The 12,399-nt window shown below is 73.1% G+C and carries 13 protein-coding genes; 1 reads left to right on the top strand and 12 read right to left on the bottom strand.

Annotated elements, in window-relative coordinates; translation table 11 throughout:
* The first annotated feature begins 218 nt into the window (after nt 1-218).
* Complete coding sequence (gene hemA / locus E2C05_RS14105; protein ID WP_133220284.1) at nt 219-1,448, top strand: 5-aminolevulinate synthase; 1,230 nt, start codon at nt 219-221, stop codon at nt 1,446-1,448.
* Nucleotides 1,449-1,704: 256 nt separating this feature from the next.
* Here hemA and E2C05_RS14100 read toward each other — a convergent pair whose 3' ends face one another.
* From E2C05_RS14100 to E2C05_RS14045, 12 genes are all read right to left on the bottom strand, one after another.
* Complete coding sequence (locus E2C05_RS14100; RefSeq protein WP_133220283.1) at nt 1,705-2,025, bottom strand: hypothetical protein; 321 nt, start codon at nt 2,023-2,025, stop codon at nt 1,705-1,707.
* Entirely contained in the window at nt 2,022-3,422 is a 1,401-nt protein-coding gene (locus E2C05_RS14095; RefSeq protein ID WP_133220282.1) for an amidase family protein, read from the bottom strand. The genes E2C05_RS14100 and E2C05_RS14095 overlap by 4 nt, the downstream gene beginning before the upstream one ends.
* Nucleotides 3,423-3,570: 148 nt before the next feature.
* Nucleotides 3,571-4,362: an SDR family NAD(P)-dependent oxidoreductase gene (locus E2C05_RS14090; RefSeq protein ID WP_133220281.1), complete on the bottom strand. Its 792-nt coding sequence runs from the start codon at nt 4,360-4,362 to the stop codon at nt 3,571-3,573.
* A gap of 85 nt (nt 4,363-4,447) precedes the next feature.
* Nucleotides 4,448-5,617, bottom strand: a complete 1,170-nt coding sequence (locus tag E2C05_RS14085) for an acyl-CoA dehydrogenase family protein (RefSeq protein WP_133220280.1) — start codon at nt 5,615-5,617, stop codon at nt 4,448-4,450.
* A 1-nt stretch (nt 5,618) separates the two neighbouring features.
* Nucleotides 5,619-6,425 carry an enoyl-CoA hydratase/isomerase family protein gene (locus E2C05_RS14080; RefSeq protein WP_133220279.1) on the bottom strand — a complete coding sequence of 269 codons (807 nt, stop codon included), beginning with the start codon at nt 6,423-6,425 and terminating at the stop codon, nt 5,619-5,621.
* The gene (locus tag E2C05_RS14075; RefSeq protein WP_133220278.1) at nt 6,422-7,495 is read right to left on the bottom strand and encodes an acyl-CoA dehydrogenase family protein; all 1,074 of its coding nucleotides are present in this window, start codon (nt 7,493-7,495) and stop codon (nt 6,422-6,424) included. Before E2C05_RS14075 ends, E2C05_RS14080 begins: the two co-directional genes overlap by 4 nt.
* A gap of 81 nt (nt 7,496-7,576) precedes the next feature.
* Nucleotides 7,577-8,212, bottom strand: a complete 636-nt coding sequence (locus E2C05_RS14070) for a 3-oxoacid CoA-transferase subunit B (RefSeq protein WP_133220277.1) — start codon at nt 8,210-8,212, stop codon at nt 7,577-7,579.
* A 14-nt stretch (nt 8,213-8,226) separates the two neighbouring features.
* Complete coding sequence (locus tag E2C05_RS14065) at nt 8,227-8,922, bottom strand: 3-oxoacid CoA-transferase subunit A (RefSeq protein ID WP_133220276.1); 696 nt, start codon at nt 8,920-8,922, stop codon at nt 8,227-8,229.
* 187 nt (nt 8,923-9,109) lie between these two features.
* Nucleotides 9,110-9,952 carry an isocitrate lyase/PEP mutase family protein gene (locus E2C05_RS14060; RefSeq protein ID WP_133220275.1) on the bottom strand — a complete coding sequence of 281 codons (843 nt, stop codon included), beginning with the start codon at nt 9,950-9,952 and terminating at the stop codon, nt 9,110-9,112.
* The gene (locus E2C05_RS14055; protein WP_133220274.1) at nt 9,949-10,596 is read right to left on the bottom strand and encodes a 3'-5' exonuclease; all 648 of its coding nucleotides are present in this window, start codon (nt 10,594-10,596) and stop codon (nt 9,949-9,951) included. The genes E2C05_RS14060 and E2C05_RS14055 overlap by 4 nt, the downstream gene beginning before the upstream one ends.
* Before the next feature lie 109 nt (nt 10,597-10,705).
* A complete protein-coding gene (locus tag E2C05_RS14050; protein WP_133220273.1) occupies nt 10,706-11,563 on the bottom strand; it encodes a MaoC family dehydratase in 858 nt (285 codons plus the stop codon).
* A 101-nt stretch (nt 11,564-11,664) separates the two neighbouring features.
* Nucleotides 11,665-12,399, bottom strand: a 735-nt coding sequence (locus E2C05_RS14045; protein ID WP_133220272.1) for a transposase, incomplete at its 5' end; no start/stop codon positions are given.

Here is a 12,399-nt window from a genome sequence, read left to right as displayed (position 1 = left end):
TGGCCCGCCATGCCGCGGCCGGCCGGCACCGGCGCCGCCCCGGGCGCGCCGTCGGCCGGGCCCGGTTGATCTGAATCATGGCGCATGGCTGCCCCCGGCCGTTGTCCTCCAGGCTGAGGATCGTCCCCGCCGCGGCACTGGGTTGCGGCCACCTCATTGGGTTTTTGCTGACCATGCCGAGATACCCTGCCGCGCCCGTGCTAGAGGCCCCGGCCATCATGCAAACCCGCGCCGCCCTGCTTTCCCATGCCCGCGACACTCTCGGCGCCCTCCGCCGGGAAGGCCGCTACCGCGAATTCGCGCATCTGGAGAAATTGGCCGGCCGCTTCCCGGTCTATCGCTGGCACGCGCCCCAGGGGGTGCGGGAAGTGACCGTCTGGTCCTCCAACGACTATCTCGGCATGGGCAACCACCCCGCCGTGCTGGCCGCCGCCGCCCGGGCGGTGGAGGCGCATGGCGCCGGCGCCGGCGGCACCCGCAACATCTCCGGCACCTCGCCGCTGCATGCCGCTTTGGAAAGCGAATTGGCGTCGCTGCACGGCAAGTCCGGCGCGCTGCTCTTCGGCTCCGGCTACATCGCCAACCAGGCGGCGATCTCCTCCGTGCTGGAGGCGCTGCCGGGCTTCATCGTCTTCTCCGACGCCAAGAACCACGCCTCCATGATCGCCGGCATGCGCGGCGCCAAGGGCGCACAGAAGGTGATCTGGCGGCACAACGACCTGGCCGACCTGGAGGCCAAGCTTGCCGCCGCCCCGGCCGCGGCGCCGAAGCTGATCGCCTTCGAGAGCGTCTATTCCATGGATGGCGACATCGCCCCGATCGCCGCCATCTGCGACCTTGCCGACAAGTACGGCGCCATGACCTACCTGGATGAGGTGCATGCCGTCGGCCTCTACGGCGCGACGGGCGGCGGCATCAGCGAACGGGACCGCGTCGCCCACCGGGTGGACCTGATCGAGGGGACGCTCGCGAAGGGCTTCGGCGTGTTCGGCGGCTACATCGCCGGCGAGGCCGACCTGGTGGACTACATCCGCAGCGTCGCCAGCGGGCTGATCTTCACCACCGCCCTGCCACCCTCCGTCTCCGCCGCCGCGCTGGCCAGCGTGCGCGCCCTGAAGCAGGACAATGCGCGGCGGGAAAGGCTCGCCGAGCGCGCCGCGGCGCTGAAGTCGGCCCTGGACGCCGCCGGCCTGCCGCGCTGCCCGGGGCCGAGCCACATCGTGCCGGTGATGGTGGGCGAGGCGGAGCTTTGCCGGCAGGTGGCCCGCCGCCTGCTGGAGGAGCACGGGCTCTACGCCACGCCGATCAACTACCCGACCGTGCCGCGCGGCACGGAACGGCTGCGCCTCTGCGCCACGCCCTTCCACACCGATGCGATGATCGCGGACCTAGTGGCGGCGCTGCGGGCGGTGCTGCCGGCGCGGACGGTGGCGCTGGCGGCGGAATAGCGCCGAACCGGCCGGCACCGCGCCCTGCCGCGGCAGGGCCGGCCGCACCGTTGAAAGTGAAGCTTGGCGGCGCCCAGCGGCGGAATGGGCCTCGGCACGGCGTAACGACCACTTCGCGCCAAGTCTCCGGCAATCCGCGGCGGCATCGGGAGGGGGAGCGCTGGCGCCGTGCCTGCCGGCGCCTGGACAGCCACGCATGTCGCCGGCAACCCGGTCGGCTGCCCGCGCCGGGGCGCAGGCCCAGGCGGCGCCTTCCCTACTCCCCCACCAGCTCGGTGTCGCGCACGGTGATGCGCTGCACCTTGCAGGCCTCCACCGCCGGCATTTCCGCCGCCCGGCCATCGGCCCAGACGATCCGCAGCGCGTGGCTGCCCTGGCCGGCGAAGCGCAGCGGCAGCGTGCCGCCGGGCGCCACCTGCCCCGGTGCCGCCAGGTCGCGTCCCCAGGCCTCGCCGGCGCGGGCCAGGTAGACCTGCTCCACCACCCGGCCGGAGGCATTGGCCAGCACCGTCTCGCATCCACCGCCCGTGGCGCACCCCACCAGCAGCGGCAGGACGACCAGCGGCCAGGCCCTCATGCCGGCTCCACCGGCATGGGCGGCACGCCACCGGCCTCGATCGCCTCGGCAGCAGCCAGCAGCACATCCTCCCGGTAGCGGCTGGCCACCAGCTGCACCCCGACCGGCACCGTGCCGACCAGCCCGGTCGAGACCACCAGCCCCGGCAGCCCCAGCATCGGCAGCCCCACCTGCGGCAATTGCGCCTCGGCGATCGCCTGGAAGGCCTCGAACCCCGCGACATCGGCATGGTCGGGGAAGGGCAGCGCGCCGGAGGCGGGCATGAGCACCAGCGGCGAACCTTCCAGGAACCCCAGCCATTCCCGCAGCAACCCCAGCCGCTTCTGCAGCGCATCCTGGAATCCGGCCAGGTCGGGGTTCGGCGTCAGCCGCTCCATGAAGCCGTAGACCGCGATGGCGTCCGGGTCGCCCTCCCGCTCCATCATTGCCGCGCCGCCGCCGCGCCGTGTCTCGGCCAGCCAGAGCAGCATCTGCAGCGCCGCGCTTTCCCGCAGCGGCGGCAGGCCCGACACCTCCTGCACCGTCCAGCCGGCTGCCCGCAGGCGCTGGGCGGCGTCGCGCAGCGCCGCCTCCACCTCCGGCGCCACCGGCATGCCATCCGGCGCGACGCAGAGCGTGGCGCGGCGGGGGAAGCGCGGGCCTTCCAGCGGCGCCGGCACCCACCAGGGGTCGCGGGCGTCCGCCGTGCTCATCGCCTTGAGCGCCAGGCGCAGGTCGGCGACATGCCGGGCCAGCGGGCCGGAGACGGCGGTGATCTGCGCGCCGATGCCGCGGTCGGGGCCCGACGAATTCCAGGCCGGCACCCGTCCCGGCGTCGGGCGCAGCCCGTGCACGCCGCAGGCATAGGCAGGGTAGCGGATGGACCCGGCGATGTCGGTGCCATGCGCCACCGCGCCGATGCCGGCCGCCACCGCCGCGGCCGCGCCGCCCGAGGATCCGCCGGGCGTGATGGAGGGATCGCGCGGATTCCTCGTCGCGCCATGCAGGGAGTTGCGGGTGAACCACCGCAGGGAGAAGGCCGGCGTGTTGGTCCGCCCCAGGATCACCGCACCCGCCCGCTTCAGGTTCGCCACCACCGGGCTGTCCTGGTAGGCGAGCAGGTCCTTCTGCAGCCGCAGCCCGTTGGTGGTCGGCCACCCCCCCTGGTCCACATTGACCTTGATGGTGACGGGCACGCCCGCCATCGGTCCCGGATCGCCGCCGCGCGCCAGCACGGCATCCACCGCCGCGGCTGCGTTGAGCGCCCCCTCCGGATCGGGCATCACCACGGCGTTGAGGCGCGGGTTCACCGCCTCCATGCGCGCGAGGGCGGCTTGCGCCACCTCCCGCGCCGAGACCTCCCGCCTGCTGATGCGCGCGGCGAGGTCGGTGGCGGAGAGCCGCCAGAGGTCCGTCATGCGTTCTGTCCCGGTCGCTTGCGGGCGGGATGCCCTTGGACGCGGCCCGACCCCGTGGGGGGATGCCGCGCGCCTGGCGCCGCCGCGATCTCTCCCCATGGTCGGGCGACGGGCGGGACCGGTCAATGCGCCGGGCGCCGCCGCGCGGTCAGCCGGGCTTCGGCCAGCCCGGCGCGCCGCGGAAAGGCCGCATGTCCGGATAGCCCGACACCGCCCAGGCGCCGTCCACCAGCAGGCTGGCGCCGGAGACGTAGCGCGCCTCCTCGCTCGCCAGGAACAGCGCCGGGCCGGCGATGTCCTCCGGCTGCGCCGCCCGGCCCAGCGGGATGCGGGCGAGGAAGGCGTCCAGCGCCGCCTGGTTGTCGAAATGCCGCTTCGTCAGCGGCGTCTGCACCAGGCCGGGCAGCACGGCATTCACCCGCACCCCCTCCGCCCCCCATTCCAGCGCGCCGTTCTTCGTCAGCATCTCCACCCCCGCCTTGGCGGAGGCGTAGGCGGCGCCGGCATGCATCGGGACATGCGCATTGAGGGAGGCGATGTTCACCATCGCCCCGCCGCCGCGCCCGAGCATGTGCCGCGCCGCGTGCTTCATGCAGAGGAAGACGCCCTTCAGGCAGAGATCGGTGGTGAAGTCCCAGTCCTGCTCCGACAGGTCCACGAGGTAGCCGGGCCGCGACGCGCCGGCGACGTGGAAGGAACAGTCGAGGCCGCCGAAGCGCTCGACGGCCAGCCCCATCATCGCCTCGACCTCGGCCTCGCGCGTGACATCGGCGCGCGTGACGACCGCCTCGGGCAACTCCTGCGCGACGGCGGCCAGGCGTTCGTCGCTGACATCGGCGCAGAGCACGCGCGCGCCTTCGCGGGCCAGGCCGCGCAGGATCGCCAAGCCGATGCCGGAGGCGCCGCCGGCGACCACCGCCGTTTTGCCCGCGAAGCGCATGATCACCTCCCGTCATGCGAGAGAGGCCCCGCCCCCCTCGCGCTCACCCCGCCAGAGGGCGAAGGGCCTCTGGACACCAGGAGTTTCAGCCGGGCATCCCCAGCACGTTCTTGCTCAGGATGTTGCGCTGGATCTCGTTGCTGCCGCCATAGATCGTGGCCGGCCGCGCCTGGATGTAGAGCCCGCCGATGTTGAGGTCCCGGTTGCCCTCCATCGGCTCCATCAATCCGGCATTCTCGCCGGCGATCTCCAGCATCGCATCCGTGATCGCCTGGAACAGCTCGGTCTGCAGGATTTTCAGCATGGAGACATCGGGACCGAGCGACTCGCCGCGCTTCAGCCGGTCCACATAGGTGCCGTACAGCGCCTTCAGGTCCTCGAGGTCGAGCCGCAGCCGGGCATAGCGGTCCTGGAACGCCGGCTCCTCCCAGACGCCCATGCGCTCCGCCAGGATCTTCAGCCGCGACAGCGCATAGGCCGATTGCCGCGGGGACCCGAGGAAGATGCGCTCGAACCCCAGCAGCGCCTTGGCCATGTCCCAGCCCTTGTTGAGCTGGCCGACCAGGTTCTCCTTCGGCACGCGGACGTTGTCGAAGAAGACCTCGCAAAACTCGTCATGCATCTCGAGGTTGATGATGGGGCGGACGGTGATGCCCGGCGTCTGCATGTCCACCAGCAGGAAGCTGATCCCCTCCTGCTTCTTGGCGGCCTTGTCGGTGCGAACCAGCAGAAAGATCCAGTTGGCGTCCATCGCCAGCGTGGTCCAGATCTTCTGGCCGTTGACCACGTAGTGGTCGCCGTCCAGCACCGCTTCCGTGCGCAGCGCCGCGAGGTCGGAACCCGCGCCCGGCTCGGAATAGCCCTGGCACCAGATATGCTCGCCGGTCAGGATTTTCGGCAGGAAGCGCTGCTTCTGCTCCTCCGTCCCGTACTTGATCACCAGCGGCCCCAGCATGACGATGCCATGGTCGTTGGTCCGCGCCACGCCGTGCCGCTCGTATTCCTCGGTCAGGATGATCTGCTTGGCGGGCGAGAGTCCGAGGCCGCCATTCTCCTTCGGCCAGCCAGGGCAGAGCCAGCCCGCTTCCGCCAGCCGGAGATACCAGCCCTTGTTCTCCGCCCAGTGCAGGCGCTTCGGCGGGTTGCGCAGATCCTCCGGATAGTTCGCGTGCAGGAAGGCGCGGACCACCTGGCGGAAATGCTCGTCCTCCAGCGCGTCGAGCTCGGCCGGCGGCGGGATGCGGATGGCATCCATCTCAGTCTCCCTTGAATTGCGGCTTGCGCTTGCCGAGGAAGGCGGCGCGCCCTTCGGCGAAATCCGCCGTCAGGAACAGGGTGGACTGGAAATGCCGCTCCTGCTCCAGCGCGCGGTCCAGCCCTTCGCCCAGCATCTGCTTGGTCAGCGCCATCGGCGCCGGCGCCTGCTCCGCCAGGAAGCGCGCCTTCTCCAGCGCCGTGGCCAGCGCATGGCCCCGCGGCACCACCTGGTCGACGATGCCGATGCGCTCCGCCTCCGGCGCGCTCAGCATCGTGTGGTACAGCATGATCTGCCGCGCCCGCCCCTGCCCGACCCGCAGAGGCAGGGTGTGCGGCAGTCCGAGATCCGGCATCAGCCCAATCTTGCCGAAGCCGGCGGCGAAGCGCGCATCCTCCGCCGCCACCACCGTGTCGCAGGCGCAGGCTAGCGACAGCCCGCCGCCGACGCAGACGCCCTCCACCGCCGCCACCACCGGCAGGGACCCCAGCACCATCAGGCGGATGAGCTGGTGCGTCAGCCGCATCCGCTCCCGCCCGCTCAGCGCATCCTTCACATCCATGCCGGAGATGTCGCCGCCCGAGCAGAAATGCCCCGCGGAGCCGGTGATGACGACGCTGCGCACCGCCTTGTCGGCCTGCGCCCGTTCCAGGGCCGAGATCAGCGCGATGCGGATCGGCATGGCCAGCGCATTGCGCCGCGCCGGCTGGTCCATCGTCAGGATCAGGACCGGGCCGTCCCGCTCCTCGATCACCCGGATCACCGGGACCTCGGCCCCGCTGGCCTGCGGCTGGCTCGACGCGCTCATTCCTCCACCTCCGGGCTCGCCGCCATGAAACGCCGGCGATGCAGCGACGCGCTGCCATACTGGTTCGCCAGCACCATCGCCTTCCGCAGATAGAGCCCGGCATCGTAGTCGTCGGTGTAGCCGATGCCGCCATGCAGCTGGATGCATTCGCGCGTCACGCGCAGGCTGGCTTCGGCGGCCCGCGCCTTGGCCCGCGACACCGCGGCGCGCCGCGCATCGCCGGCCGCGCCGGCATCCAGCGCCGCGGCGGCAGAGTCGATGCTGGCCCGCGTCAGCGCAACCTGCATGCGCACATCCGCCGCGCGGTGCTGCAACGCCTGGAAGGTGCCGATGATCTTCCCGAATTGCTGTCGCGTCTTCAGGTAGTCGAGCGTCATGGCGAAGGCCCGCTCCATGCCGCCCAGCAGATAGGCGGCCGTGACCAGCGCGGCCTCGTCCAGCGCATCGGCCAGCGCCGTGCCCACATCGTCGGCGAGCTTCGTCGCGTCCTGCAGGTTCGGCTGCAGCGTGCCGAGATTGCCGCCATCCTGCGTGCGCTCGACCGCTGGGGCGCAGCGTTCCGCCGGCAGTTCGTAGAGCGCGAGCCTGCCGCCCTCCCGCAACGGCAGCAGGAAGACATCGGCGCCGGCGGCCATGGGCAGGAAGCGCCGCGGCGCATCGGGGCTGCCCGGCACCTCCAGCGTATCGGCCCTTTCCTGCCAGGCGGTCAGCACCACCGCGTCTCCGGCCAGCAGCGCCGGCAGCCGCCCCTTGCCGCCGCAGGCCGCCAGCAGCTGGGCCGAAAGGGCGCAGGGGATCAGCGGTTCCGGCACCAACCCGGCGCCCAGTTCCTCGGCCAGGCCACACATCTCGGCCACGCCGAGGCCGGCGCCGCCCAGCGCCTCCGGCACGCGCAGGCCGATCCAGCCCATCTCGCCCATCTGGCGGAACAGCCCGGCATCGAAGCCCGGATCCTGCCAGCGCAGGTCGCGCACCCGCTTCAGGTCGCCGCCCCGCGGCGCCACCGCGGCGGCGCTGTCGCGGATCATGCGGATGGATTCGGCGCGGTCGTCCGTCTCGGCGGCGCTCATTCGACGCTACTCCCCTCGCAGAGGGGCAAAGCCCCTCTGCACTCCCCACCAAGGGCCGAAAGGCCCCTGGACCCCTCGAGTTCAATTCGTGTGGATCGCCGCGCCGCTCTTGGCGCGCACCTCGTCCAGCGTCACGCCGGGCGCCAGGTCCACCAGGACGAAGCCCTTCTCCGGCAGCACGTCGATCACCGCCAGGTTGGTGTAGACGCGCCGCACGCAGGCCAGGCCGGTCAGCGGATAGCCGCAGCGCTCCACCAGCTTCGGGCGGCCATCCTTCGTCGTGTGCTCCATGATGACCCAGAGCCGCTTGGCACCCGCCGCCAGATCCATGGCGCCGCCGACCGCCGGGGCGGTGTCGTTCTCGCTGGTCGCCCAGTTCGCCAGGTCGCCATTCTCCGCGACCTCGAAGGCGCCGAGGACGCAGAGATCGATATGCCCGCCGCGGATCATCGCGAAGCTGTCGGCATGGCCGACGAAGCTGGCGCCCTTCGCCAGGGTGATCAGCTGCTTGCCGGCATTGATCAGCCAGGGATCCTCGGCGCCCTTGGCCGGCGCCGGGCCCATGCCGATGACGCCGTTCTCCGACTGGAAGATCACTTCCTTCCCCTGCACATGGTTCGCCACCATGGTGGGGATGCCGATGCCGAGGTTGACGCACCAGCCTTCCGGCACGTCGGCGCCGAGGCGGGCGGCCATCTGGTCGCGGGTGAAGGGCATGTCTCGCTCTCCTCTCAGGCCGCTTCGGGTTTCAGCCAGTCGCCGCCGCGGTCCACCTGGACCACGCGGTTCACATAGACGCCGGGCGTCATGATCATGTGCGGATGCAGCTCGCCGAGTTCGCGGATGTGCTGCACCTGCGCGATGGTCAGGTCCGCCCCCATCGCCATCACCGGGTTGAAGTTCGCCCCCGACCCCCGGTAGACGAGGTTGCCCCAGCGGTCGGCCTCCCAGGCCTCGACCAGCGCGACATCGCCGCGCAGCGCCCGTTCCATGACGTAGCGCTTGCCGTCGAACTCCCGCGCCTCCTTGCCCTGCTCCAGCAGCGTGCCGGCCGCGGTCGCGGTGTAGAAGGCGGGGATGCCGGCGCCGGCGGCGCGGATGCGTTCGGCGAGCGTACCCTGCGGCACGATCTCCAGCTCGATCCGGCCCTCGCGGTACAGCGTCTCGAACACCACCGGGTCGCTGCTGCGCGGGAAGGAGCAGATGATCTTCCGGACGCGGCCGAGTTCCATCAGCCGCGCCACGCCGACGCGCCCGACGCCGGCATTGTTCAGCACCGCCACCAGGTCCTTGGCGCCCTGCTCGATCAGCCCCTCGATCAGCACGTCCGGCTGGCCGACCGAGCCGAAGCCGCCGATCAGCACCGTCGCGCCGTCCCTGATGCCGTCCAGCGCCTCGGCCACCGAGGCCACGATCTTGTTGATCATCGGATCCCTCCCGGGTCGGCGCATGAGGTAGACCGCACCCGCCGGACGGTCCAGCCCCGGGCGGCGGCGTCACGGCGGGGCGCGCATCGGATGCGTGGCATGCGGTCCTCCCGCGCTCGCCCGCGGCGGGGGTCGGACGCGGCCGCGGCCCCCTGGCGGGCGCGCGCGGCGGAGGGCGCCGGCCGCCTCAAGGCCCCACTCCGGCCGGCCGCATCGCCCCGTTCACCGCCGCATGCGGCATGACCGCGGCCATGCGCGGCAGGTCGCCACCCAGCAGCGCGCGCGTCAGGTCCAGCGCCTGGCCATAGGCCGCCCGCGCCAGCGCCCCGCCCAGGCTCACCCGCCGCACCCCGGCCGCGGCCAGCGCTTCCATCGGCACCAGGCCGGCGCGCGGGCCGATCAGCACATTCACCGGCTTCGGCGCCACCGCCGCCACCACGCGGCGCACCGCATCCAGGTCCGGCAGCGCCGGGGCGTAGAGGCAATCCGCCCCCGCCTCGGCGAAGGCGACCAGGCGCCGCACCGTGTCCTCGAGGTCCGGGCGGCCGTGCAGGAAATTCTCCGCCCGCGCGGTCAGCACGAAGGGCCGGCCCTTCCCCCGCGCCGCCGCCACCGCCGCCTGCACCCGCGCCACCGCGGCGTCGAAGCCATGGACCGGCGCGGCGGCGTCGCGCGTCGTGTCCTCGATGGTGCAGCCGGCGAGCCCGGCCTCGATGGCCGCCCGCACAGTCGCGGCGCAGTCCTCCGGCGCCGGGCCGAAGCCGTCCTCCAGGTCGGCCGAGACGGGCAGCGTGGTCTCCGCCAGGATGGCCGCGGCATTCGCCAGCGACTCCGCCCGGCCGAGGGCGCTGTCCTGGCGCCCGAGCACCCAGGCCGCGCCGGCCGAGGTGGTCGCCAGCGCCGCCGGCCCCAGCGAGGCCAGCAGCCGCGCGCTGCCGGCATCCCAGGCATTGGGCAGCAGGAAGCAGCCGGATGCGTGCAGCGCGACGAAGCGTTCGGCGCGCGCGGCGGCATCGTGCGGGGCGGTCATGCGTCCATCTCCACGGTCGCGGGGCTGTTGCTGAAGCCGTGCAGCCGCATCGGCGCCGGCGGCAGCCCGTGCAGCGCCCGCAGCAATTGCGCCGCCAGCCAGGCATCCTCCAGCGCGCCATGCAGCCCGGTCTCCCGCGCCAGGCCGCAGGCGGCGGCGGCATGGGCCAGGCCCGCCCGCTGCCCCGGATGCGCCCGGCGCCAGAGCCGCAGGGTGCAATGCGCCGCGCCCCAGGGCAGCGGCCGGCCCAGCCGGTCGAACTCGCCGCCCAGCATGCGGCGGTCGAAGGGCATGTTGTGCGCCGCGGCCGCGAGGCCGCCGAAGAACGCCGCGACTTCCTCCGCATGCGCGGCGAAGGGCGGGTGCAGCGCGAGGAAGGCATCGGAGAGGCCGTGCACCCGGAAGGCGCCCCAATGGCAGGGGATGCCGGGGGCGAAGGCCAGGTGCAGCGTCGCCTCCGGCTCCAGCCCCGCATCCAGCCGCACCGCGCCCAGCGAGACCACCCGGTCGCCGCTGGCGGCGCCGGTCGTCTCGGTATCGAACACGATGACCGGGCCGCCCTGCCAGGGGAGCGGTGCCTCGTCCTCGGCCGCGGCGACAGGGAGACGCGGCCGATGGCCGCTCCCGTGATCGCGCGCGGTCATGTTCGGCCCGGCCGATCCAGGCCTGCCCGGCCGGTGGCCGCTCCGGTCATCGGACGGGCTGCCCCCCGCCCCGGCCGGGTCGGGCCCGGCCAGCGGCGCGGCCGGTGCCTCACGCAAGGCGGAACAGCCCGTTGGAGACCACCACCTTGTCGCGCTCCACCACCCGGGCACGGAAGGCGGCGCCGCCCTCCTCCCGCCAGATCTCGGTGCGGATCGTCTCCCCCGGGAAGACCGGGGAGGAGAAGCGCAGGTCCATCCGGCCGAAGCGCGCCGTGTCGTAGTCGCACAGGCTGCGCAGCAGCGCATGGCAGACCGTGCCGAAGGTGCAGAGGCCGTGCAGGATCGGCCGGTCGAACCCCGCCTGCCGCGCCACCGCCGGGTCGATATGCAGCGGGTTGAGGTCGCTGTTCAGCCGGTAGACCAGCGCCTGTTCCGGCCGCGTCGCCAGGTCCACCACCAGGTCGGGCTCGCGCGCCGGCTCGGGATGCGGCTGCTTCACCGGCCCGCCCGGCCCGCCGAAGCCGCCATTGCCGCGCATGAAGCTGGTGCTGGTGCTGGTCGCCAGCAGCGCGCCGGTCTTCGCGTCCAGGATCTCGCGCTCGGAATACATCAGCGCGCCCTTGCCCTCCCCGCGATCGACCAGGCCGGTGATGCGGCTGCGGCCGACCACCTCGCCCTCGGTCGGCAGCGGCCGGTGCAGGACCAGGCCCTGCTCCCCATGCAGGATCTGCTGCCAGACGATCCCGGTATCCGGGTTGCGCGACCAGAAGCCGGGCGAGGCCAGCACCACCGGCATGGACGGCATGACCTTCAGCCGCGGCTCGTAGAGGAAATCCAGTTGCCGCTCATCCATCGGGTCCTGCCCGAGCCCGACGGAGAAATTGTACAGCGCCACGTCCTGCCAGCGCAGCGCCTGCCGCACCTCCGGGATCGGGTAGTTCATCAGGTGGTCGTAGCTGATCGGCATGCCGTGCGGTTCCGTTTCCTCGCCCGGCGATCCTACAGCCTGCCGGCGCAGGGCCGACAAGCCCTTGATATCCTTTTCGGACGAATGCCCCGGCCGGGGCATCAGGCCGGCTCCGCCCAGCGCGGCAGGGGCTGGCGGCCCAGCACCCGGTCCCGCAGCAGGGCAAGGCCCCCGACGCCGTCGAGCCCCGGCGGCGGCCGCCAGGCCCGGCCCGCCAGCAGGGCGTCGAGCAGCCCCTGGCAGAGCCGCTGCCAGGGGCCCAGCAGCGCCGGCTGCGGCAGCCAGTGCGGCGGCGCCGGCAGCGCGCTGTGCTGGCCGAGGCGGCGGGCGAAAAGCACGGCGCGCAGCCCCATCACGCGAATGGCGCGGCGATAGGCGCAGCAGACCCAGTGGGCGAGGTCGCGGCGGACGGGTTCGGCCTGCGGGTGGCACACCTCCTCCAGCAGGCGGCGCCAGAGGCCGGCATGCGCCCAGCGGCGATGGCTGCGGCTGACGGTGTCCGGCTTGCCGAGCGCCGGCGGCAGCGCCCGCCAGGGGGCGCGATAGGGGCCCTGCGGGCCGTCCCACTTCATGGTGCAGCCGCGGAAGATGGCGTCCAGCCGGGCGCGGGGATCGGCCATCTCCCGCCCGGCGGGGCTGCCGCCGGGCCCGCGCAGCCCGCAGCCGAGCGCCCGGAGGGTGACGGCCAGCGCCTCCCATTCCGCGTCGGACAGGGGCTGCCAGGGGCGGGCGGGGCGGAGGTTGGGGTCGAGCGGGTCGGGCCGGCCCCAGTCGGTGCGCGGCCTGGCCGGCCGGCGGCCGCGGCGCGCCGGCGGCAGGGCGCGCAGCGGCGGGGA

The organism is Paracraurococcus ruber (assembly GCF_004353985.1).
GTDB classification, from domain to species: Bacteria; Pseudomonadota; Alphaproteobacteria; order Acetobacterales; family Acetobacteraceae; genus Paracraurococcus; species Paracraurococcus ruber.
The sequence above is the reverse complement of the archived record's forward strand: the minus strand, read 5'-3'. Positions and strand labels throughout refer to the sequence as shown.